Source organism: Blautia sp. OF03-13, from assembly GCF_003460685.1.
In the GTDB taxonomy this organism is placed as follows: domain Bacteria; phylum Bacillota; class Clostridia; order Lachnospirales; family Lachnospiraceae; genus Fusicatenibacter; species Fusicatenibacter saccharivorans.
Map to the genome: position 1 here is coordinate 1 of NZ_QTVR01000002.1, position 24472 is coordinate 24472.

Here is a 24472-nt window from a genome sequence, read left to right on the forward strand (position 1 = left end):
CTCCTGCCAACCCCAGGAGATCTTTTTTCATACCCAAATTTAATCAATACAAAAAATAGAAGTTTCCAACTCCCTTCCTATATGTTAAAATAAACTCACCCCATTTCACAGAAAAAACATAAACCCATGTTAAAGTAAAATGGTAAAAATATCAAACATAAAAACACAACGAGATCAGGAAAAAGCACGAGCGGGCGGGCAGCCGGGCGTTTTCCGTCCGTCATATAAAGGAGACAAAACTCATGGAAAAATTAAAAATCCTAGTAGTAGACGACGAAAGCCGCATGCGCAAACTCGTCAAAGATTTCTTAGTAAAAGCCGGATACGACGTCATCGAAGCCGGTGACGGCGAACAGGCCGTAGACACCTTCTACGCCCAGAAAGACATCGCCCTCATCATCCTCGACGTCATGATGCCCAAAATGGACGGCTGGCAGGTCTGCCGCGAAATCCGCCAGAACTCCAAAGTCCCGATCATCATGCTCACCGCCAAAAGCGAAGAACGCGACGAACTCCTCGGCTTTGACCTCGGCGTAGACGAATACATCTCCAAACCATTTTCCCCGAAAATCCTCGTCGCCCGCGTCGAGGCCATCCTGCGCCGCAGCGGCAAAACCGGCGAAGACGACGTATTAGAAGCCGGCGGCATCCGCATCGACAAAGCCGCCCACATGGCATCCATTGACGGAAAACCAATGGAGTTAAGCTATAAAGAATTCGAACTCCTCACCTACTTCCTCGAAAACCAGGGAATCGCCCTCTCCAGAGAAAAAATCCTGAACAACGTCTGGAACTACGACTACTACGGCGACGCCCGCACCATCGACACCCATGTCAAAAAACTTCGCAGCAAAATGGGCGACAAAGGCGATTTAATCAAGACCATCTGGGGCATGGGCTATAAATTCGAGGCGGACGAATCATGAACGGAACAGAAAAACAAAATGAGACTTCCATGGAGATGCCTGCAGAAGATTCCCGTGTGACAATGGGAAACCAGGCGGAGAAAAAGCACCGGTTTCACTTGAAAATGCCACAAAAGGGAAGAAAACACTCCGTCAAAAAACGAATTGCCTACACTTTTATTGCGACCATGGCAGCTACCCTGCTTATCATCGGCCTGATCAATTACTTCTTTCTCGGGTCCTTTTATATCCGGGATAAAGAACACATTCTGGCAGAGAGCTTTCAGAAACTGAATGCGACAGGCGGAGACAGCGACGATATCCCTGATACCTTCGAGCAGTTCTGTGTTACCAACAACCTGAAAGTCATTATTACCGGACCGGAGCTCAGCAGCTTCGTCTATTCCAACGCAACCGACCGCCAGAGCCTTCAGACCCTGATCTTCGGCCTGATCAGCGGAAACGAGCAGGCAAATACCAAAGTCGTTGACAGCAAAGACAACTATCAGATCCAGAAATTCTACGACAGCCACGCCGATGCCGAGTATCTGCAGATCATCGGCTGGTTTGACAATGGAAACTGCTACTTTGCAAGATGCCCGCTGGAGAGCATCACGGATGCGGTCGGCCTTTCCAACCAGTTTTACCTCTTTATCGGCATTCCGATCATCATCATCGGTGCCATTGTGATCTGGATCATCACCCGCCAGATCGTCCGTCCGGTGCAGGAGCTGACCGAAATTTCGAAAAAAATGGCAGCCCTTGACTTCGATGCCCGCTACGTGAGCGGCGGAAAAGACGAGATCGGCGAGCTTGGAAACAACTTCAATGTCATGTCCGAACAGCTTGAGCAGGCGATTTCCGAGCTGAAAAGTGCGAACGTTGAGCTGCAGAAAGATATTGACAAAAAAACGCAGATTGATGAAATGCGCCGCGAGTTTCTCTCAAATGTCACACATGAGCTGAAAACCCCGATCGCTCTGATTCAGGGTTATGCGGAAGGCCTGAAAGACAACATCAATGACGATGAGGAAAGCCGCGAGTTCTACTGCGATGTCATCATCGACGAGGCGGCAAAGATGAACGAGATGGTCAAAAAACTCCTGAACCTGAACCAACTCGAGTTCGGTGAGGATCAGGTCAATATGGAACGGTTCGATCTGAACGCCGTGATTAAAGGTGTGCTGCAGTCCTCCGACATCCTGATCCGCCAGAAAGAGGCAAAAGTGCTCTTTACCGGCGGCGACCCGCTCTATGTCTGGGGCGATGAATTCAAAGTTGAGGAGGTTATCACCAACTATCTGACGAATGCCCTCAACCATCTGGACTACGACCACACGATTGAGATCAGCTGCAAAAAAGAAGGGAATGTCGTAAAGACAACCGTTTTCAATACCGGGGACCCGATCCCGGAGGAGGATCTCGACAAGGTATGGGTGAAATTCTTCAAGGTGGACAAAGCGAGAACAAGGGAATACGGCGGAAGCGGCATCGGCCTTTCCATCGTAAAAGCCATTATGGATTCCTTCCAGCAGCAGTGCGGCTGCCAGAATTACGACAACGGTGTGGCATTCTGGTTCACACTGGAGGCAGATGGAAAAACGGAAGAAGCATGATTGCAAAAAGCGTGCCAGAAAAAGGAAATACAGCCTTTTCCTGGTGCGCTTTTCTTGCATAAAGGAAAAAGATGGTGTAGAATAATAGCACAAACGGTCGAAAAGAGAGGGAGAGAAGAGATGGCGGATTCCAACAGTACAAAGAGTGCGCTTGCAGATGCAATGAAAAAATTGATGGTATGCAAGTCTTTTGCGAAAATCAGTATTTCAGATCTCTGCGAGGAATGCGGTCTGAACCGGAAAAGCTTTTATTATCATTTTAAAGATAAATACGATCTGGTAAACTGGATCTTTTATGTGGACTTTCTGACAAACATGGGCGGAAAGAACTTTGAGAATGAATGGGATGTGCTGGTGGCGGTCTGCAATATTTTCTATCAGAATAAAGCATTTTACCAGAGTGCCCTGAGGATCGAAGGGCAGAACAGTTTTAAGGATTACTTTTACGAGATGCTCGAGCCGGTCATGGCGTTTTTTGTACAGGATCTCTTTCAGGTACAGAATCAGAAACTGTTTGTAACGTTCTTCTGTGATGCCTTCCTGACCGCGGTTCTGCGCTGGTTTTCCATGGAAAGCGAGCTGGAACCGGAAACGTTTGTCGAAGAACTGAAAGAAGTGATATGCAGATCATCAGAAAAAATAGCAGCCAAAGCGGAACCAAAGAAATAAAATTCCGCTTTGGCTGTACTTTTATGCATCTGCGAGCAGTTCACGGTAAAATATATTCCGAAGAGACAACTCTTCAAAGGAAACGGTGGGCGTATCGAGTGTGCGGGCCATGTGATCCGGCAGAAGCAGTAGATACGCCGGATTGGCGGTGATAATCTGCTCAATTTTGCGGGAGTCTTCCTGCACTTCGATCGGGAAGAATGGCTGTATGGGGGTGAAGCGGTACTGTTGAACAACATCGGAAACAGCCCGGATACTTTCTTTTGAGCACGAATCATCTGCGACCAGAAAGAAAAAGACACTCTGTTCCATCTGGGAATACAGGTGGTCAAAAGAGAGCAGATAAGCGGCAGCATCTGCATCCTGATAGACTTTGTGCATACCGAACAGCGTTTTCTGACGGCGCAGGGCTTTTGCCATGGAAGCCGTTGAGGAGGCATCAATTGGAAGAGAAACCATCAGGTTCGGGCAGGATAAAAGCAGTTTCTGCTGTTTTTCGGTAAGCGGCGTATCGGAAAGAAACCAGAGAAACGCGCATTCCGGATGCGACTGGATAACGGCAAGGTAGGATTCCATATCCTCATGATGATCCATGGAGCGGAGCTGATAAGAGTAGATGCCGTATGTCAGACCGGTTCTGACCACGGATGCAAAAAACGAGGAATCGTAAGTGTCCGGGATGCGGCTGTCGAGACGGAGCTTGACAACCCAGGGAACAGCAAAGGAAAGTTCTTTCTGCTTCTGGCGCAGAATCTGCGCACCGTAGGTAAAACTGTTGTAGCCGATGTTGATGCCGAACTGACGAAGCGCTTCCGGATCGTTGCTGCGCAGCAGAAAGTCGATCGCCTGATAATACGGGCTTTCATCGTTGCGCAGAAGATCCTGAAAAATGGCAAAAATCTGATTCTGAAAGCGGCCGCGGGAAAATTGGCGGCCAAGATCGCAGAGCTTGCGGACGCTGCGTTTCGGATCTGCGTCCATCTCCACCATCGCGCGTGCAACTGTTGTGTCGATCAGTGCGCGGGTGATGTCCTGTGAATTCATAATGTGTTCCTCCGATCAAGTAAAATAAGCTGTTTTTATCATAGCAAAAAGAACACGGTAAAAACAGGGACAAAGAACAGGAATTGTCTAAAAACTCCATTCTTTAAGGAAAATTTACCAGATCTTCAGAAGAAATTTCTTTTTCTTTTGTGGAAAAAGTGGTAAAATAAAGTTATATGGTACAAACTATCGATTCTGCCGCGCCAAAAACGCGGCGGAACCATCCGAAACGATTCCAGAAAAATAGGAAAAACGAAATGGTTTTCGAACATGGAAGATAAAAGGAGGCGTTTTGCATGAAATTTGATATGCACTGCCACACAAAAGAGGGTTCGATGGATGGAAAAGTCATGATTGAGGAGTACATCCGAACACTGAAACGAAAAGGATTTGGAGGAATGTTGGTATCCGACCACGATTCCTATGACGGATACCGCGAGTGGAAGAATGCCATCAAGGGAAGAGCACACCAGGATTTTGTGGTATTAAAAGGTGTTGAGTACGATACGTGCGACTGCGGCCACATTCTTGTGATTATGCCGTTCGGCGTAAAATTAAAAATTCTGGAGCTGCGCGGCCTGCCGGGATCGATCCTTGTCAAGATCGTCCATGCGTACGGCGGAATTTTAGGACCGGCGCATCCGTACGGCGAAAAATTTATGAGCATGATCAGCACGAATGAACGGAAGAAAAAGTATCAGCAGCGGATTGCCCAGCTTCTCCCGCAGTTCGATTTTGTTGAAATTTTCAATGCGTGTGAGAGCGCGGAGACGAACGCAAAAGCGAAACGGCTGGCGGAGAAATTCAATAAACCCGGCTTTGGCGGAAGCGATGCGCACCGGCTGAACTGCATCGGAAAAGCGTACACCGAGCTGCCGGATACCATCAGAAGTGAGGATGATCTGATCGCCTACGTAAAAACGTGCCCGCAGATCGAATGCGGCGGAGAACATTATAACGGAACGACGAAAGACCGGATCGGCCGCCTGAACATGGTGCTTGTGGATTCGTTCTATTTCTACAACAAACTTGCAAATGGCTGGCGCTGGCGGAAGCGGAGACGTGAGCTGTTTGATATCATAGAAAAAAAACTCTGATGAATGCCTGGCAAAAAAGCGTGCCGGAAACGTTTCGTTCGGCACGCTTTTTCCTGCCCTGCATTTGAATCGAAAAAGAGAGGAAACATACGTATGCTTGCAATATTTCTTGCGCCGGTCTACATACTGGCAAATGTATTTACCGCCTACTGGCTGCTGCGGTGGATGAAGGAGGTGCATCCTCTGTTCCGCCATCCGGCCGTGCTGGGTGTCATTTTGGTGCTGTATGCATTTTTTGCACTTTCCCTGCTGACGAGCTTTCTGATCAAAAGAGATCCCGTTCACCGGATTTTAAAGGTCATCAGCAACTGCTGGCTCGGCATGTATCTGTATTTTCTTGGCTTCACCGCGATTCTGGTGCTGCTGCGCTTCATTTTTGCGCATACGGCACTGACGAAAACTTGGCTGTATTCTCTGATGGGATTGAAAGCGGTCGGCTTGGCGCGATCCTTTTTGTGACGGGAATGTGCATCTACGGAATGGTGCATGCAGTCCATATTTACACGACACGATATGAGGTTCCATCGAAAAAGGATGCACATCTGAAAATTGCGCTCGTCGCAGATCTTCATCTGGGGTACAGCATCGGCAGTCATCAGATGGAAGAGATGGTGGAAAAAATCAATGCTGAGGAGCCGGATGTCGTTGTGATTGCCGGGGATATTTTTGATAATGAGTACGATGCCATCTATGAGCCGGACCGCGTGGCGGATCTTCTGGCGGGCTTAAAGAGCCGGTACGGCACGTACGCCTGCTACGGCAACCACGATCTCGATGAGAAGATTCTCGCGGGCTTTACGTTTGAGACGAAGGAGGAGCGCATCGCCGACCGCCGGTTCGGTGAGTTTCTGGACCGCGCGAAGATTCATCTGCTGGAGGATGATGTGGTCTGTATCGATGATGCCTTTTATCTGGCGGGCCGAAAAGATCCCGACCGGATCCGCAAAACGCAGGAGACACGCGACACGCCGTCCGAACTGCTTACCGGACTGGACCAGTCGCTTCCAGTTTTTGTGATTGACCACCAGCCGTCGGAGCTGACCGAGCTGGCAGAGGCAGGCGCAGACCTTGATCTTGGCGGCCATACGCACGACGGACAGCTCTTCCCAGGCAATATCCTTACCGGCCTGATGTGGGAGAATGCCTGCGGGATGAAGAAAGTCGGAGACATGTACAGCATCGTCACATCCGGCGTGGGTCTCTGGGGACCGCCGATGCGGATCGGGACGAAAGCGGAAGTGGTGATCATCGATTACGGAAAATAAGGGTTGACAAAACCGGAACGCAGAATTATAATACAACAAAATTACGAAACAGAGGTTATCAATGATGAACGAGATGCACAGCGTACAAATGCACAGGGACGACGATTGATAGCGCTTGTATCAAAGTGAAGACTACTATACTTCACAGGTACAGGCGCTGATTGTGTTGTACCTGTGTGGAAGATAAGGCAAAGGGAAACCACACCGGGAGAAAAAGAAATACCCCGTGTGGTTTTTCTTTGCCATTTTTTATCCATGCGGGAATGACTTGAAATTTACATCAGAGAAGGGTTGTGATCGTATGGGACATACAGATTATGTCCATATGGATTTTCTGCTGATTTTGCGGCGATAAAGAAAAATCAGAACAGAAAGGCAGAAAAGACTATGAAGACAGAAATGAATACCGTAAAAGTAAGAAAAACAGAGGAACTCGAAGCAGAGCAGTTAGGAGCACATATCGGCGAAATCGTGCGGCTGCATGGAAGCATTTACAAAATCCGAAAAATGAGCTCATTTGAATTTGTGCTGCTTCGGACGAAACGGCAGATGGTACAGTGCGTGTACGAGTCGGCGTATGCCCGGTTTGCATTGGAGGAATTAAAAGAAGAGGCGTGTGTCCGGTTTACCGCGGAGGTGATCCGTGAAGAGCGTTCCAGAAGCGGGTATGACCTGCATCTGTTAGAAGTGGAAATCCTCTCCGAGCCGGAAGAAGTACCGCCGGTTGTCATCAACCAGAAGCGGGTCAACACTTCCATCGAGAATCTGCTGGACTACCGGCCCATCACGCTGCGAAATGAAAAAGAGCGCGCGGTTTTCCAGATTCAGGCCAGGATCTGTCAGGCGTTCCGCGAATTTCTGGATGGACAGCACTTCACCGAAATCCACACACCGAAGCTCGTAGCAGCGGGAGCCGAGGGCGGAGCTAATATCTTCTCTTTGTTGTATTTCGGCGAACAGGCATATCTGGCGCAGAGCCCGCAGTTTTACAAGCAGATGATGGTCGGCGTTTTCGAGCGTGTCTACGAGATCGCACCGGTCTTCCGGGCGGAGAAACACGACACGGCGCGTCATCTGAACGAATATACAAGCGTGGACTTTGAGATAGGCTATATCGAGAACTTCGAGGACATCATGGCGATGGAACAGGAGATGCTGCGGTACACGTTTGCACGGCTGCAGGAGACATGCGGAGCGGAGCTTTCGCTTTTAAAAGCAGAGGTGCCGGTGATCACGGAGATTCCGAGAATCCGTTTTTCGGAGGCGAAAGAGCTGGTGAGCCGTGTATACAAAAGAGCCTTTTCGGAGAAACTGGACTTTGAACCGGAGGAGGAAAAACTGCTGTGCGAATACGTGAAGAAAACGACAGGCAGTGACTTCGTATTTGTGACACATTATCCAAGCGCCAAGCGCCCGTTCTACGCGATGGACAGCAGAGAAAACCCGGCAGTGACGGAAAGTTTTGACCTTCTCTTCCGCGGCCTTGAAGTCACGACCGGCGGCCAGCGCATCCACAATTACCGGGAGCAGGTGGAAAAGATCGAAAGCCGCGGCATGCATGTGGAAGCGTTTGAGAGCTATCTAATGATGCACCGCTGCGGCATGCCTCCGCACGGCGGCCTCGGTCTTGGGCTGGAGCGGTTTACGGCACGGCTTCTCGGATTTGAAAATGTGCGGAACGCATCCCTGTTTCCAAGAGACATTCACCGTCTGATTCCGTAAACTAGAAGGGTGTAAAAAACTCCGGCGAAGCCGTGGCGCAGATCCACGGGCTTAGCCGGAGTTTCATAAGATTTCCCTCCCATTTGAAAGAGAGCGTAACCGTTTGGATATTTCTATTATACACCAGGGGAGTGAAAATGAAAAATTGTTTATTGCAGACAGGATTGCTGTATAAAAGTCAGAATTTTTGCAGAAATGAGCCTTGTAAAGCGTCCGAAAATAGGCTATACTAAACAAGGTTTGGCTGCCGGCAGAATCTGGCAGTATCGGCAAATATTGGAAAAAAGAAAGACGGGAGTTTCCCGGTTTGAGGATAGGAAAATATGAAATTATATGACATTTCCGGAGAGCAGTTTTCCGCAATGGACGCGCCGCGTCATCTGATGACGGAGGAAGGAACGGCGCAGACGACGCTCGACCGGTCACTTGGCATCTGTCAGGTGGCGGAGCTTGAGGGAAAAGTGACAAGAGAAGTGCTCGAGGAGGTCATGGAAGAAGACTGTGAACGTCTTCTGATCCGCGGCGATGCGCAGATTACACGCGATGGGGCAGATTACCTGGCAGAGAAAAAACTGGTGCTGCTCGGTGTGGAGCAGGAAACTGTCGGAAATGAGACATCGGGGAATGATGTTCATCAGCAGCTGCTGAAAAAGGTACGGTGATTGTCGAAAATCTGAATCTGGAGAAAGTGACCTCGGGTCATTATTTTCTTGTGGCTGCTCCGGTCAAAAAGAAACACCAGTACGGCGGACCGATCCGCGCGGTTCTGATCGAAAATTAGAAAATGCTTTGTGTGAATCTGAAAATGCAATGTAAAATATAACGGAAAGAGAAAAACAGGAAAAAGTGTTCCCTTGTGGGACACTTTTTTTGATGTGTCCAAAACGAGGGGATTTTGGGTTGTATTTTCCAAATATGAAGAATATAATGAGAAAAAGCCAGGATGTGGTATTCAAAACCAGATCAATTCCGGGCGAAAATATTAAACTATTACAAAGGAGATCGTGAACAATGGATGCAAAAATGAAAGTAGAAAGAGCCGCTGCAGGCGCTGCGATCGATGGTGTTTTAAAATATGTGAATCACGGAGACGACAGAACAAAAGCGCTGTTGAATCTGACGGATTTTGTACAGAAATTTACCGGAAATATGTTTGCGGAGAAAACCTTCGACAACATCCGCACCATGCTGCAGAATCCGGACAACAAATGGGTACAGTATGTCAACCGCGGACTGGACGAGCTGGATCCGCAGGTGATCAAAATGACTGCTTTGAACCTGGGATTCCAGGCAGCTTTCGTCGGAACGAAACAGATCCGTATGAACCGTGAAAAATACAACTGCAACATCCCATGGACGATGCTGATGGACCCGACAAGTGCCTGTAACCTGCACTGCACCGGATGCTGGGCAGCAGAATACGGCCACAAGCTGAATCTTTCCTATGAGAAACTTTCTGATATCATAAGCCAGGGAAAAGAGCTGGGAACCTACTTCTACATGTTCACCGGCGGCGAACCGCTTGTGCGCAAAAAAGACATCCTGCGTCTGGCAGAAGAGCATCATGACTGTGAATTCCACTGCTTCACCAATGGAACCCTGATCGACGAGGAGTTCTGTGAGGCGGTTCAGAAGCTGGGCAATATCTCCTTCTCCCTGTCTCTGGAAGGCTTCGAGGAGGTCAACGACGGACGCCGCGGCGAGGGTATTTTCGATAAAGTTCTGGCAGCCATGGATCTGATGAAAAAACACGGTCTGCTTTTTGGTACTTCCATCTGCTACACAAGAGCAAACCTCGAGACCGTTACAAGTGACGAGTTCCTGGATCTTTTGATCGAGCACGGATGCCGTTACAGCTGGTATTTCCACTTCATGCCGGTCGGCATGGACGCTGCACCGGAGCTGATGCCGACGGTTGAGCAGAGAAAATATATCTATCACAGACTGCGTGAGATCCGTTCCGATAAGAGCGACAAACAGATCTTTGTTATGGACTTCCAGAACGACGGTGAGTTCGTCGGAGGCTGTATCGCAGGAGGAAGAAACTACTGCCATATCAATGCAAACGGCGATGTGGAGCCGTGTGTTTTCATCCATTACTCCGGCGCCAACATCAACGAAGTTTCCCTGATCGAAGCACTGCAGCAGCCGCTGTTCCAGGCATACCGCGATGGACAGCCGTTCAACCGCAACCACCTGCGCCCATGTCCGATGCTCGAAAATCCGGAACTGCTGCGTGAGATGGTAGAGAAGACCGGCGCGAAGTCAACCGACCTGCAGTCTCCGGAGAGCGCAGAGCATCTGTGTGGAAAATGTGATCTGTATGCTGCTGAGTGGAAAAAAGCCGCAGACGAGCTGTGGGCAGAGAATCCGCATCACAAACAGAGATATGAGAACTATAAGAAAGAGAACCTGGATGAGGAGGCAAAAGCTTCCACAGAGGAAATTCTTTCCGGAATCCGCGGATAATGCGATCGATGAATCGAAGATAAAATAGAAGCAAGACACCGGAAAATGGGACGAAAATCTGTTTTCCGGTGTCTTTTTGTGCGGGCAGTGAGCCAAAGTCCGACCTTGCAGAAAGCGGCCGGATCCCGTATACTATAGAGAAGCAAAGCGATATTTTAACGACAGAGAGGATTAAAAAATAGAAGATGAACGATTCATTTTTACAGGAACAGGGCGTAAGCGGGGCGTTAATTGAGAGTGTGCGGAAATTCCGCGAGAGCTATCCGGTGGCGGAGGGCTTAGAGAACCGCATGAGCACGCCGGAAATCCCGTTTTTCGGAAAAGAGATTCTGGAGATGGCAATTGCCGCGCTGCTGCAGGGCGAAAATCTGCTGCTGACCGGCGAGAAGGCAACGGGAAAAAACGTGCTGGCAGAGACACTGGCGTATGTTTTCGGAAGACCGACGTACAACGTTTCTTTCCATGTAAACACAGGAAGCGCCGAGCTGATCGGAACCGATACGTTCCAGAACCAGGAGGTCACACTCCGGAAAGGCAGCATTTACCGCTGTGCAGAGGAAGGCGGTTTTGGCATTCTCGATGAGATCAACATGGCGAAAAACGATGCGGTCAGTGTTCTTCACGCCGCGCTCGACTACCGCCGCATCATCGATGTGCCGGGCTACGATAAAATTCCGCTTCACCCGGCGGCGCGGATGATCGGAACGATGAATTACGGCTATGCGGGAACGAGGGAGCTGAATGAAGCGCTGGTGTCCCGCTTTCTGGTGATTGACATGCCGCCGCTTACAGAAGAGACACTGTTTTATCTGATGCAGTCAAAATTCCCGGATCTGAAACCGGCGGCACGCGAAGCGCTGGCCGGCCTTTACCTCGATCTGCAGAAAAAGGCAAAACAGGCGGAAATCACCACGCGCGCGCTCGACCTCCGCGGCCTGTTCGGAGCGATCGGCACGATGCGCCAGGGGCTGTCCCCGTATCTTGCGGTGCAGATCGGCATTGTCAATAAATGCTTTGACCTGTTTGAAAAAGAGATCGTGCGGGATGTCGTGCGCACGCGGATTCCGGAAGAGTGGACGCCGCAGGATGTTTTTTAGAGGAAATACGTATGGTGACGGAGGAAACATTAAAAACGCATGAGATGGAGCTGGAAAGCCGGATCCGCAATCTCGTCTGGACTGTCAGCGGCGACTACACGCTGAAGCTGAACCCGGACGTGGAGCGGTATGCGAAAGAGCCGGATACGGTGCTGTACGACACAATCCGCCAGGGCGCCTTTTCGTGTTACTTTGATCGGGAAGCCTACAGCCTGTATCTGGTGAAGAAGGTTTACAGCGGCGCAGCGGAGGGAGAACTGATGATGCTCGCCCAGCTGGTGACGGAGGAGGCCGTAGCGAAGCGGCTCGAAAGCGAGCGCCCCGGTGTCAAGGGCTTTCGAAGGAGAGCAGCGGAGGAAATACTGGACCACTCTTTTGAAACTCTATCCAGAAATGAGACAGGCCGCCTGAAACTGGAGTATCTGCGCGGAAGAAGAGAAGAGGACGAGGGGAAAAGCCCTTCATACTCGGGAAAAACGCGGGAGTGGATGGAGCTGCTGAAGCACGCATCCGAAACAGCGGATACAATGGAACTAATTCGGGTGACGGACGAGCTGTACAATAAGGTCGTCGATCCCGCATTTGTGAAAAAGCACGGTGATCTTGCCTCGGTTCTTGCGGTAACGATCGAGGAGCTCACCGAGTATTCCTGGAAGGATTTCCTTTCGGAAGAGCTGTATGAGGACGGGCTCGAGACATATCTGGAGCGAGTTTCGCTTGATATGACAAATTTCACATCAAAAGAGGCGGAAGAGAAGAAAGAAAAAACAGCGGGAAGCGATACCAAAAAGGTTGTTGTCGTCGATGAGAAAGCGCTGGCACGGATGTATCAGTACATTCAGCGCAATTACGGAAAAACGTGGCTCTCGGAAAGTGAGGAGAAAAGCCGGAATTACCAGCTCTGCCGCGGCATCCACAGCGACTGCAGCCTCTATTACACGGAGGGTGTGCTGAAAAATCCGGTCGGAAAGTATTATCAGCTCTCCTACGCGCAGAAGCAGAAGGATAAAAACCTTCATGCCTATTACGACCAGCACCGCGCGGTGCGGCAGAACATTTCGCTGCTGTATCAGGAACTGAAAAAAGCGATGCTGCTGCAGGAGGATCAGTCGTTTGCGGATGCAGACCACGGAATTTTACAGCCTGCGCGGATGTGGAAGGTGGGACGAAGCCAGAATGCGGATCTGTTCCGGCTGGAGCAGCGGCGGAATTCGCTGGATTTTGTCGTGGATATTCTCGTGGATGCGAGCGGTTCCCAGCGGCCGCGCCAGGAGAATGTGACACTGCAGACGTACATTCTGGCGGAGACCTTAAGCCGCCTGCACATCCCGTTCCGCGTGATGAGCTTCTGTACGTTCTGGGATTACACGATCCTGCACCGGATGCGCGATTACGACGATCCGCGGGAGAAGAACAGCAATATTTTTGAGTATATTACATCATCAAACAATCGCGACGGGCTTGCTGTCAAGGCTGCGGGGATAGATCTTTTAAAACGCCAGGAGGACCGGAAGCTGCTGATCCTCTTAAGCGACGGAAAGCCGTACGATGTGCTGGTGAACCGGCCGAATGCGAGAAATCCAAAGCCGTACCGGGATGATTATGCGCTGCACGACACGGCAACCGAGGTGCGGCGCCTCAGGCAGCAGGGCGTTTCGGTGCTCGGAGTGTTCGTAGGTGAGGAGACGGAACTTGTGGCGGAGCAGAAGATTTTCGGCAAGGATTTCGCGTATGCGCGCGATATCCGCAACTTTTCCCATATGGTGGGAAGCTATTTAAGAAGAAAAATCGAAGAATAAACGAGCGGAATGCTCCGGGCGGAAAGTGAAAAACTTTTATCCGGAGCATTTTTTTCAAATTTTTTACGCAAACAGGTTGACATTTCCCACAAAACCTCCTAGAATGTTCTATAGCGAACTGTTTAATATGAAACAGTCATCTATAGAACAGTTGCTTATAGAACAGTCCTTATTCAAACAGTTTTATAACGAACAGATGGGGACGGCAGCAAAGGGGAAAGGAGGAAAAAAGCAGCGTGTGTTGTAAAAAAAGAAAAATCGGCCACGAACTGCGGACGCTGGACAATATGATGTCACGGAACCTGATGGCAGCCGCCAGAGAGCGGGGGGTCGATGAACTGACCGCCATGCACGGATGGATTTTAGGGTATCTGTGCCGGAACGAAGACAAAGATATTTTCCAGAAGGATATCGAGGCGGAGTTTAAGATCTGTCGGTCCACCGTGACGAATATTTTAAAGCTCATGGAGAAAAAGGGCTACATCCGACGGGAGTCCGTTCCCTATGATGCACGTCTGAAGAAACTGGTGCTGACCGATACCGGAAGAGAGCTTCACGAGAAGACGAAAGATATGATCGATATTCTGGAAGAACAGACAATTGAAGGAATTGCAAAAGAAGATCTCGATACCTTCTACCGTGTCATCGACCAGCTCAAAAGCAATGTAAAAAATATGTTAGGAGAGACATCATGTTAAAAACACTTGGAGCACAGGTAAAAGAGTTTAAAAAAGCCTCCATTGCCACTCCGCTTTTCATGATTCTGGAAGTTATCATGGAGATGATCATTCCTCTTATGATGGCATCCATTATCGATGATGGTGTAGAAAAAGGCGATCTCCATCACATCTACGTGGTGGGAGCGTTCATGGTGGCAGCAGCAGCCATCGGTCTGTTTGCCGGTATCATGGGCGGAAAATATGGAGCAAAAGCGTCTGCCGGATTTGCAAGAAATCTGCGTCAGGCCATGTTTGAAAACATTCAGGAATATTCATTTTCGAATATCGACAAATTCAGCACCGCAGGTCTTGTCACCCGCCTGACGACAGACGTCACCAACCTGCAGAATGCCTATCAGATGATTCTTCGTATGTGCATGCGTGCACCGTCGAGCATGATTATCGCGATGATTATGTCGTTTTATATCAATGCACGTCTTGCAAGCGTTTATCTGGTAGCCATTCTTATCCTCGGAACGTGTCTGTTTTTGATCATGCGTTCCGCGATGAAATATTTCGATCAGGCATTTCCGAAGTACGATGAGCTGAATGCGAGCGTACAGGAAAACGTATCCGCCATCCGCGTAGTAAAAGCGTATGTGCGTGAGGATCATGAAACAAGTAAGTTCCACAAAGCAGCAGAGAACATCTACAAAATTTTCTGTAAAGCAGAGGAAAACCTTTCCTTCAACGCGCCGCTGATGCAGCTTACCGTTTACAGCTGTATTCTTCTGATCAGCTGGCTCGGTGCGAAGATGATCGTCGGAAGCAGCCTGACAACAGGAGAGCTGATGAGCCTTCTGACCTACTGCATGAACATTTTGATGAGCCTCATGATGCTTTCGATGGTATTCGTTATGATCACGATGAGCCTTGCGAGTGCGCGCCGTATTACCGAGGTTCTGAATGAGAAGAGCGATCTCGACAATCCGGAGAATCCGGACTTTGATATTCCGGACGGAAGCATTACCTTCGATCACGTCTACTTCAACTACAAAAAGGGAGCAGGCGAGCCGGTTCTTTCGGATATCAACCTTTCGATCAAATCCGGTGAGACCATCGGTATCATCGGCGGAACCGGAAGTGCGAAGACGAGTCTTGTCAACCTGATCAGCCGTCTGTACGATGTCACGGAAGGCTCCATCAAAGTCGGCGGAAAGGATGTCCGTTCCTACGATATGGAAACTCTGCGAAATGAAGTAGCCGTTGTTTTACAGAAAAATGTGCTGTTTTCCGGTACCATTCTCGACAATCTTCGCTGGGGTGATAAAAATGCTTCGGAAGAAGAGTGCAAGCGTGTCTGCCGTCTTGCCTGCGCTGATGAATTTATCGACCGGATGCCGGAGGGCTACAACACCTACATCGAGCAGGGCGGATCCAACGTATCCGGCGGCCAGAAACAGCGCCTCTGTATCGCACGAGCGCTGCTGAAAAAACCAAAGGTGCTGATTCTGGATGACAGTACAAGTGCTGTCGATACCGCAACCGATGCAAAAATCCGGAAGGCATTCCTGACCGAGATTCCTGAAACGACAAAGCTGATCATTGCACAGCGTATTTCCAGTGTGCAGGACGCAGACCGTATCATTGTCATGGAGAACGGAAAAGTAAATGGTTTTGGAAGCCATGAGGAATTACTGAAAACCAATGAAATTTACCGGGAAGTATATGAGTCTCAGACCGGTGGCGGCGGAGACTTTGACGAAAAGAGAGGTGAGTAAGGAATGGCAGAGAGAGTACAGCAGGTAAAGGGGCCGGGCGCAAGACCTCCAAGAGGGGTGAAACCGCAGGTCAAGAATCCGATGAAGATCTTTACCAGAATTATGAAATATGCATTAAAGGATTATACCGTACATTGCATCGCTGTTGTCATTGCGATTTTTGTCAACGTCCTGGCAAACGTACAGGGAACGATGTTTATGAAAACGCTGATTGACGCTATATCACGCCGATGCTGACCCAGCCGGATCCGGATTTTGGCCCGCTGCTCCACGCAATTTTGCGGGTGGCCGGATTTTACGGGATCGGTATTGTGGCTGCGTTCATTCAGAACCGTACCATGATTTATGTGTCCCAGGGAACCCTGCGGAATCTGAGAAATGATCTGTTCGGCAATATGGAAAAGCTGCCAATCAAATATTTTGATACGCATGCGCACGGCGATATTATGTCGATTTATACAAATGATATTGATACTCTGCGCCAGATGATCAGTCAGAGTATCCCGCAGATCATCAACAGTGCAATCACGATTGTCAGTGTCTTTGTCAGTATGCTGATTCTGAACATCCCGCTGACGATTACAACGCTGGTTATGGTATCTATCATGCTGGGAGTGACAAAAAAGGTGGCCGGATTTTCCGGAAATTTCTTTGTAAAACAGCAGAGGGATCTTGGTAAAGTCAACGGCTTTATCGAAGAGATGATGGATGGCCAGAAGGTTGTCAAGGTATTCTGTCATGAAGAGGAGAATATCGAAAAATTCAAAGAAATTAATAACAATCTGTATGAGAGTGCTTACAATGCCAATGCGTTTGCGAATGTCATCGGACCGATCAATGCACAGCTTGGAAATATGAGCTATGTTGTCTGTGCGATTGTCGGCGGTGCACTTGCCCTTGGCAATGTCGGTGGCTTTACGCTCGGTGGTCTGGCAAGCTTTCTGACCTTCAACAAGAGTTTTAACATGCCGATCAACCAGGTCAGCCAGCAGTTGAACGCAATCGTTATGGCACTTGCAGGAGCCGAACGTATTTTCCGCCTGATGGATGAAGAGCCGGAGCTGGACGAGGGGTATGTAACGCTTGTCAATGCGAAGGAAGAAAACGGAAAACTCACCGAGACGAAAGAGCGTACCGGAAAATGGGCATGGAAGCATACGCACCAGGCAGATGGATCTGTGGATTACCGCGAGCTGCAGGGCCGTGTGGTATTCGAACATGTTGATTTCGGCTATAACCCGGATAAAATCGTTCTGCACGATGTATCACTGTTTGCGGAGCCGGGTCAGAAGATCGCGTTTGTCGGTTCCACCGGAGCCGGAAAAACAACCATTACCAATCTGATCAACCGTTTTTATGATATTCAGAAAGGTAAGATCCGTTACGATGAGATCAATATTGGAAAGATCAAAAAAGACGATCTGAGAAGATCGCTTGGCATTGTTTTGCAGGATACACATCTGTTTACGGGAACGGTAAGAGAAAATATTGCCTTCGGAAAGCTCGATGCGACGGAGGATGAGGTTGTAGCAGCAGCAAAACTGGCGAATGCGCACGGGTTCATTATGCGTCTGCCGCAGGGCTATGACACAATGCTGACCGGAGACGGTGCGAATCTGTCCCAGGGTCAGCGGCAGCTTCTTGCGATCGCGCGTGCAGCCATTGCGGATCCGCCGGTACTGATTCTCGATGAGGCGACAAGCTCCATTGATACCCGTACCGAGCGCATTGTTCAGGATGGTATGGATAAGCTGATGAGCGGAAGAACAACCTTTGTTATCGCACATCGTCTGTCTACCGTACGAAACGCCGATTGTATCATGGTTCTTGAGCAGGGACAAATTATTGAGCGCGGTACCCATGATCAGCTGATGGAACAGAAAGGAAAATATTATCAGTTGTATACCGGAAATCAGGTTTCTGCATAGCAGAAAAAACGGAAAAAGTAAGTCCCGCACGACAGAAAATAAAAATCTGTCTGTGCGGGATTTTTTTGTGAAGCAGCGGCTGGTTTTATGTGCGAGTAGCGAAGCGGATTGCGAATATCCGATTCGAAACGATGATTGCGAGTGATACAGTAAGTTCCCACAGGTTTTTGGGTCTTGAAAAAGACAGCGGGATTTTATAAAATAGAAGAAGCGTTTGAATATATGCAAAGGAGAAAAACTATGGAATACCTGAATACAGCGCAGGAGCTGCTCGATTTTATCATGCGGTGCAAAAGCCCGTTTCATGTGGTAAAAGAAGCCGGCGATCTGCTGAACGAAAATGGATATACAAAACTGGAGGAGACAAAAGAATGGAGTCTCGTTCCGGGCGGAAAATATTATGTGACGAGAAATGAATCCTCGGTGATTGCGTTCCAGATCCCGGAGAGCGCATTTTCCAGCTACCAGATCATCGCAAGCCACAGCGACTGTCCGACGTTTAAAGTAAAGGGAGAGGACCCATTCGTGACGGATGGTCATTATACCCGCCTGAACGTGGAGGGCTACGGCGGAATGATCCGTTCCCCATGGTTTGACCGTCCGCTTTCCCTGGCGGGCCGCATGGTGGTACGTGACGGAAACAGCGTGAAATCCGTGCTGGTTGATGCCGGACGAGATCTGGTGACGATCCCGAACCTGCCGATCCATCTGAACCGCGACATCAACAACGGAATCAAATACAGCGTACAGACCGACATGCTTCCGATCCTCGGCGATGAGACCGCAAAAGACCATTTCTATGAGCTGTTTCTGCCGGATACGGCAAAAGAGGACATCCTCTCGATGGAACTTTATCTGTACAACCGCGTGGAGGGCTCTATCTGGGGCGCCAGCAAAGAATTTCTGTCCAGCGGCCGCCTCGACGATCTGCAGAGCGCATTCGGTTCCTTAAAAGGATTCCTTGCCGCAAAAGCGACAGGTCAGGTTAATGTCTGCGCAATCTTTGACAACGAGGAAGTCGGAAGCCTTACCAAACAGGGCGCAGATTCGTCGTTCCTGACTGAGACCCTGCAGCACATCAACGCAGCGTGCGGAAAAGACACGATCGCTTACCACAGAGATCTTGCGGGAAGCTTTATGGTTTCTGCCGATAATGCACATGCGTTCCATCCGGCGCATGCGGAGAAATACGATCCGAAGAGCCGCGTCTACATGAACGGCGGCGTTGTCATCAAACAGAGTGCAAACCAGAAATACACGACCGATGCTGTTTCGGAAGCTGTAACAAAGATGATTTGCGAGAAGGCCGGCGTACCGTGCCAGGTATTCGCAAACCACGCCGACATTCCGGGCGGAAGCACGCTCGGCGCAATTCTGAACTCTCTTGTCTCGGTGACAAGCGTGGATATCGGAATGGCTCAGCTTGCGATGCATTCCCCGTATGAGACGGCAGGCGCCAAAGATACTGCTTATCTGGTGCAGTTCGCAAAGACCTTCTATGAGACGACACTGGTGCGGACAGAGCATGGATTTTCTCTGGAAGAAAAATAAAAGTTTAAGATAGAAAAAAGCGGCCGGCGGGACTTTTGAAAAGCCTCTGCCGGCCGCTTTTTGTGTACTTGCAAAGTGTGTTTTAAGGATCAGATTATTCTGTCCGGAGTGCCGTAACCGGATCGCTTTTTGCCGCTTTCTTCGACGGAATCAGACCGCCGATCAGGGTCAGAACGACGCTGAGTGCAATCAGAACAAGCGCCGGGACGAGCGGAAGAGAAGCACTGACCTTCGTCGTATCCGCCAGATGGTGGATCAGAAGGTTGCCCGGAATCATCAGAAGCAGCGAGAGCCCGATGCCGATCAGTCCTGCACAGAGTCCGATGATGAAGGTTTCGGCATTGAAGACCTGCGAAATATTGCGTTTCGAAGCACCGATCGCGCGCAGGATACCGATCTCTTTCTTACGTTCCAGAACACTGATATAGGTGATGACGCCGATCATAATCGAGGAAACCACAAGGGAAATGCCGACAAAAGCGATCAGCACGTAGCTGATGATGTTGACGATATCCGTGACGGAGGACATCAGAGTGCCGACCACATCGGTGTACGAGATTACCTGCTCGTTTTTGCCTTCTTTTTCCATCGTGTCATTGTAACCGTCGAGGATGGAGACAACGTGTTCCTTGCTCTCAAAGTTTTTCGGGTAAATGCTGATCGAAGAAGGTTCGTCAAAATCAGCGTAGCCCAGTTTCAGCAGATTGCCTCATAGGTGGAAGAGCCGGAAGAACTAAGAGAAGCGAAGAGCTCCTTCATATCATCCTCAGTCATATTCATCTGGAAGGCACTTGCAAAGGCATCGGTGTCAATCTTCATGGCATCGCCCATCGAATCCTGCAGAGAATTACCGACCTGCGTCATGGCGCGCTCCATCTCGGACTGAATTGCAGAGGCCATCTGCGTCATCATCTGTTCCATCGCGGAAGTGATCTGTGTCTGCAGAACCGAGGCGACAGAAGCGGAGTAGCTTCCCATAACGCCTGCCATGTAGTTTGTGAGCGCAGAAGAAACCTGGGACTGCAGTCCGTTGAGATCGACGATTTTTGTGATACCGCTGTTCAGCCGCTGCTGGCCGTCCGCCGTGTTCAGATAGGCGATAAAGTGCTGGCCCATCTCCGTCGGATCCGGCAGGCCGTTCTCCTTCACGTAAGCGAGATAACCGTTGGAAAGCTCCGTCGCAAGCGCAGTGAGCTGGTCGGATGTAATTTCGATATTGCCGTTGTTCTGCATCACCTCGGAAATCCAGTCGTTGATGATCTGAACAGCTTCTTCGGTCTGCAGATACTCCGCAAGATAAGCATCAAACTGTTCCGGATCGGTGTAGCCCATCTTGATCAGGTATGCCTGATACCCTTTGAAGATCCGCTGAATGAGTTCCTGGATCTGTTCCTGTGTAATGGAAACACCGCCGCCTGCAATGATGGTCTGGATGTGGCGCCGCAGGATTTCCTGTGCTTCCGTGGAATTGATGTAGGAGACGAAATCCTCCTGTAAATGGGAATAATCCGCCTCCGGGTGCTCCGAGGCGTAGCCTGATAGCCCTCCATGAGGCTGGAAGCCAGTTCCTGCATGCCGTCTTCACTGACATTGAGAGTAAGTCCGGATAAAATCTGGCCAAGATCAAGCTGCGGCAGTCCGTCGAAATTAAGAGAGATCTGACTGAGGTCAATCGCACCCGCGAGATCCATGCTGCTTCCGGCGTCCGCAAAGGCGCTGGAAAAATCAAGGTTCATGGAATCACCGGAAAAAGCACCGGAGAGTGCGGAATCGTCGAACTGGAAAGCGTTCTGCAGCTTGTCCTCATCGACAGTGATAAAGGAATCCATATCAAGACCGCTGTTCTGATCCACGGTGCCGAATTCCTGATTCGTAAAGACATCGATGGAGGAGTCCGCCATCTGCTGTTTCACAATCTCGGATTTCTTTGCTTCCTCCACAACGTGGCGGGTCAGCGATGCCGGGTAATTGATGCCGGCGGTCAGGGCAGAGGCGGCAGAGTCAGGGGACGGCTGGACAATACCGGTGATTGTGAGCTTTTCGCCGTTGGCAACGAGTTTTTTCATATAGTCTTCGTTGTCGCTTTTATCTTTCCAGACCTGATACTGACTGTCGTATTCGTAGCAGTCGGCGCTGTTCACAAGACGGAACGTGGTGCCGAGGATATCATCGTAGGAATACGTGCCGATGGAGGAAGGGGTCTCGACGGTTTCTTCATTTAAAAACTGGCGGACCATCTCATCCAGCTCGAGTGCATCGCGGAGCCCCAGGGTGTAGAGCAGAAAATCACTCATTCCGCCGTCGGAAGTGAGGACAAGCACACATTCGTTATAGTTTTCCGGCCAGTGTCCGGCTTTTAAGTCGTACTGGTTCTCGTACAGGGAAGCGGTGTCCGGCATCTCGTAAAAGACGTTGGTGCTCATCATGGATGACATGATGCTGTTGGAGCTTGCGCCAAGGCCGAGCGAGCGGAACGACTGGTCCGGGTGCACCTGGCGGATGGAATCGCCGTCTTCGCGGTAGATCTGCGGCGTGACGGAGTAGGAATATTCGATGGCATTTGTGTAGTCGGAAATGCCGTCCGCACCGCCGTCAAGGTACTTTTTCAGGGAAGCGAGATCGTTGGAGTTCATGGTGGAGAACATGTTGGTCACGACTTCCTGGACTTTGATTTCATTCTTTTTGCCGGAATCTTTTGAGTCTTTGCCGGCATTCTGTGAGCCGACCATCATCGAAGTGAGGTCAAAGCCGGTGCTCTGGATCTGAAGCGGATATTCGGAGAGAGTTTCCTCCTCCATATTCTGAATATACTCGTTGACACCAGAGGAGAGTGCCAGAATCAGTGCAATGCCGATGATGCCGATCGAGCCGGCAAACGAGGTGAGCAAGGTCCGCGCTTTCTTGGTGCGCAGGTTATTAAAACTTAAGGAGAGCGCCGTCAGAAAGGACATCGACGATTTGCCCATGTTTTTGTGTTTGGGAGGAAGCAGGGTTTCGGAATCCGGCTCAAACGGGTTCGTGTCGGAGCAGATCACACCGTCGCGCAGGGTGACGATCCGGTTGGCGTAAAGCTCGGCGAGCTCCGGATTGTGTGTGACCATGACGACAAGGCGTTCTTTGGCAACTTCCTGCAGCAGGTCCATGACCTGAATACTGGTGTCGGAATCGAGCGCGCCGGTCGGCTCATCGGCAAGCAGAATTTCCGGGTCATTGACAAGAGCGCGGGCGATGGCGACACGCTGCATCTGACCGCCGGACATCTGGCTTGGCCGCTTGTGGAGCTGTTTTCCAAGACCGACCTTTTCAAGTGCCGCGATTGCTTTTTTGCGCCGCACCTCTTTGGAAACACCGGAAATGGTAAGCGCCAGCTCTACGTTTGCAAGGACGGTCTGGTGCGGGATCAGGTTGTAGCTCTGGAAGACAAAGCCGATCGTGTGGTTCCGGTAGGATCCCAGTCGCGGTCCTTATACTTTTTCGTGGAAATGCCGTTGATGATCAGATCGCCGCTGTCGTAGCGGTCGAGGCCGCCGATGATATTCAGAAGCGTCGTCTTTCCGGAACCGCTCGGCCCTAAAATAGCGACAAACTCGTTGTCGCGCAAATTTAAGGACACATCGTCGAGCGCTTTCTGTACCAGCGTCCCGGTCCGGTATTCTTTTTTGATATGCTGAATCTGTAGCATGAAAGGGTAACTCCTTCTGTGATTAATATGTGAACAGTTGTCCTTTATTCTACAACGAAATACGGGAAAAGTCCCGGGCTTTAGAAAAATTTAAGAAAAGTTTATCGACAGAAAAAAGTTCCGCCTCTGTTTCAGAAAAACAAAAAACGGAACTTTCTTTATCTGTAATACTTATAATGCCGGAAAAGTCAGACTTCCATCAGAAGACCTTTCATATAAGCCTTTAAGATTTTCTTTTTCTCCAGCGAAAGATTATTGTAAAGCGTAATGATTTCCTGCTGTCCTTCGGTGAGCTGCAGAGCGTCCGGCTCATCGAGAAAGAAATCGGCAAGTGTAATGCCAAAGGCGTCGCAGAGCTTCTGCAGGGTAGGGATGGTTGGGATATTGGTGCGGTTTACCATATTATTTAAGGTAGAATAGGGAATGTCCGCCTCTTTTGCAAGACGGTAATAAGTCCAGGAGCGCTCGCGGCATAAATCCTGAATGTGCTGTATCACATCTTTATCTCTCATAAAAAGATACCTCGTATTCCTATGTAATGTAGCGGCATGAAAATTGCTACTCACATATATTATACGTCTGTAAAAGAATAGAAACAGATCTTAAAGAGAGATGCAGAAAAGCTGTACAAATAAGAAATAATGGGAATTTGAGAGAAAAAGAGAGAAAAACCCGGCAGGAAAATAAGGTTTCCCGCCGGGTTCTGCAATCGTTTCAAAGTCTGTGATTCTTACTCTTCGGTGGAATTTTCTTCCATCTCGTTGAACTGCTCGGTATCCATCAGCTCGTCGAATGCGTCTGCTGCAATTTCGTACTCTTCATCGGAATCGATGTTGTCGAGGTTCGGCTGGCCGTTCTCTTCGTAGTAACGATACAGATAAACTTCGCCGTCTTCGTTCTCGCCGTTTTCATCGAGCGGCAGAAGGGCGATGTACTCTTTCTGGTTCGGAGCTGGGAAAATGGTCAGTACGGCACATTTTACTTCGGTATCGTCGTCCAGTGTCAGGGTAACAGTCGGCTGATCCAGATCCTGGCAGTCGCTGCCGCAGCTTGTGCAGTCTCCGCTGCAGGATGCGCTGTTGAATAATTCTTCACTCATTTGTATTACCTTCCTTTTTCGTGTTCAAGTCTTATCAGGTTCTTGTCTGCCATTCTAACAGATAATAGAAAAAAACACAATGGCTGTGC

18 protein-coding genes and 2 pseudogenes are annotated in these 24472 nt (G+C 49.6%); 16 read left to right on the forward strand and 4 right to left on the reverse strand.

The window, feature by feature from the left end; all coding sequences use genetic code 11:
* Positions 1 to 242: 242 nt before the first annotated feature.
* The 3 genes from DXA55_RS01340 to DXA55_RS01350 all read left to right on the forward strand — a co-directional run bounded on the left by DXA55_RS01340 (position 243) and on the right by DXA55_RS01350 (position 3190).
* Positions 243 to 926 carry a response regulator transcription factor gene (locus DXA55_RS01340; RefSeq protein WP_055218183.1) on the forward strand — a complete coding sequence of 228 codons (684 nt, stop codon included), beginning with the start codon at positions 243 to 245 and terminating at the stop codon, positions 924 to 926.
* Positions 923 to 2521 (forward strand): sensor histidine kinase, encoded by a 1599-nt coding sequence (locus tag DXA55_RS01345; RefSeq protein WP_242998330.1) that lies wholly within the window; start codon positions 923 to 925, stop codon positions 2519 to 2521. The genes DXA55_RS01340 and DXA55_RS01345 overlap by 4 nt, the downstream gene beginning before the upstream one ends.
* 120 nt (positions 2522 to 2641) lie before the next feature.
* Positions 2642 to 3190 carry a TetR/AcrR family transcriptional regulator C-terminal domain-containing protein gene (locus tag DXA55_RS01350; protein WP_055218182.1) on the forward strand — a complete coding sequence of 183 codons (549 nt, stop codon included), beginning with the start codon at positions 2642 to 2644 and terminating at the stop codon, positions 3188 to 3190.
* A gap of 21 nt (positions 3191 to 3211) precedes the next feature.
* Here DXA55_RS01350 and DXA55_RS01355 read toward each other — a convergent pair whose 3' ends face one another.
* Entirely contained in the window at positions 3212 to 4234 is a 1023-nt protein-coding gene (locus tag DXA55_RS01355; RefSeq protein WP_117812859.1) for a hypothetical protein, read from the reverse strand.
* Positions 4235 to 4530: 296 nt separating this feature from the next.
* On the opposite strand from DXA55_RS01355, the gene DXA55_RS01360 reads away from it, so the two are divergent.
* The 13 genes and pseudogenes from DXA55_RS01360 (at position 4531) to DXA55_RS01410 (ending at position 19602) form a co-directional block, all read left to right on the forward strand.
* On the forward strand, positions 4531 to 5331 hold the full coding sequence (locus tag DXA55_RS01360; protein WP_117812860.1) for a PHP domain-containing protein: 801 nt from the start codon (positions 4531 to 4533) through the stop codon (positions 5329 to 5331).
* A 93-nt stretch (positions 5332 to 5424) separates the two neighbouring features.
* A complete protein-coding gene (locus DXA55_RS17455; protein WP_242998331.1) occupies positions 5425 to 5790 on the forward strand; it encodes a hypothetical protein in 366 nt (121 codons plus the stop codon).
* Between the two features lie 5 nt (positions 5791 to 5795).
* Positions 5796 to 6596, forward strand: a complete 801-nt coding sequence (locus DXA55_RS01365) for a metallophosphoesterase (RefSeq protein ID WP_242998340.1) — start codon at positions 5796 to 5798, stop codon at positions 6594 to 6596.
* A gap of 387 nt (positions 6597 to 6983) precedes the next feature.
* Positions 6984 to 8318 carry an aspartate--tRNA(Asn) ligase gene (gene aspS / locus DXA55_RS01370; RefSeq protein WP_330415046.1) on the forward strand — a complete coding sequence of 445 codons (1335 nt, stop codon included), beginning with the start codon at positions 6984 to 6986 and terminating at the stop codon, positions 8316 to 8318.
* A 323-nt stretch (positions 8319 to 8641) separates the two neighbouring features.
* Complete coding sequence (locus tag DXA55_RS01375; protein ID WP_117812861.1) at positions 8642 to 8980, forward strand: hypothetical protein; 339 nt, start codon at positions 8642 to 8644, stop codon at positions 8978 to 8980.
* Positions 8977 to 9099, forward strand: coding sequence for a hypothetical protein (locus DXA55_RS18025; protein ID WP_256372628.1), 123 nt, complete (start codon positions 8977 to 8979; stop codon positions 9097 to 9099). The genes DXA55_RS01375 and DXA55_RS18025 overlap by 4 nt, the downstream gene beginning before the upstream one ends.
* Before the next feature lie 230 nt (positions 9100 to 9329).
* Complete coding sequence (locus DXA55_RS01380) at positions 9330 to 10787, forward strand: radical SAM protein (RefSeq protein ID WP_055226489.1); 1458 nt, start codon at positions 9330 to 9332, stop codon at positions 10785 to 10787.
* 185 nt (positions 10788 to 10972) lie between these two features.
* Positions 10973 to 11884, forward strand: a complete 912-nt coding sequence (locus DXA55_RS01385) for an AAA family ATPase (protein WP_117812862.1) — start codon at positions 10973 to 10975, stop codon at positions 11882 to 11884.
* A gap of 11 nt (positions 11885 to 11895) precedes the next feature.
* On the forward strand, positions 11896 to 13683 hold the full coding sequence (locus tag DXA55_RS01390; RefSeq protein ID WP_117812863.1) for a cobaltochelatase CobT-related protein: 1788 nt from the start codon (positions 11896 to 11898) through the stop codon (positions 13681 to 13683).
* A 236-nt stretch (positions 13684 to 13919) separates the two neighbouring features.
* Positions 13920 to 14381 (forward strand): MarR family winged helix-turn-helix transcriptional regulator, encoded by a 462-nt coding sequence (locus DXA55_RS01395; protein ID WP_022463288.1) that lies wholly within the window; start codon positions 13920 to 13922, stop codon positions 14379 to 14381.
* Positions 14375 to 16123 carry an ABC transporter ATP-binding protein gene (locus DXA55_RS01400; protein WP_022463287.1) on the forward strand — a complete coding sequence of 583 codons (1749 nt, stop codon included), beginning with the start codon at positions 14375 to 14377 and terminating at the stop codon, positions 16121 to 16123. The genes DXA55_RS01395 and DXA55_RS01400 overlap by 7 nt, the downstream gene beginning before the upstream one ends.
* A 3-nt stretch (positions 16124 to 16126) precedes the next feature.
* Positions 16127 to 18051: pseudogene (locus DXA55_RS01405) on the forward strand (ABC transporter ATP-binding protein).
* A 240-nt stretch (positions 18052 to 18291) separates the two neighbouring features.
* Positions 18292 to 19602, forward strand: a complete 1311-nt coding sequence (locus tag DXA55_RS01410; protein ID WP_055226483.1) for a M18 family aminopeptidase — start codon at positions 18292 to 18294, stop codon at positions 19600 to 19602.
* 94 nt (positions 19603 to 19696) lie between these two features.
* On the opposite strand, the pseudogene DXA55_RS19110 reads toward DXA55_RS01410, so the two are convergent.
* From DXA55_RS19110 to DXA55_RS01425, 3 genes and pseudogenes are all read right to left on the reverse strand, one after another.
* Positions 19697 to 23284, reverse strand: a pseudogene (locus tag DXA55_RS19110) (ABC transporter ATP-binding protein/permease).
* A 188-nt stretch (positions 23285 to 23472) separates the two neighbouring features.
* Positions 23473 to 23796: a helix-turn-helix domain-containing protein gene (locus tag DXA55_RS01420; RefSeq protein ID WP_117800904.1), complete on the reverse strand. Its 324-nt coding sequence runs from the start codon at positions 23794 to 23796 to the stop codon at positions 23473 to 23475.
* Positions 23797 to 24014: 218 nt separating this feature from the next.
* Complete coding sequence (locus DXA55_RS01425) at positions 24015 to 24383, reverse strand: DUF1292 domain-containing protein (protein ID WP_022461482.1); 369 nt, start codon at positions 24381 to 24383, stop codon at positions 24015 to 24017.
* Positions 24384 to 24472: the final 89 nt, after the last annotated feature.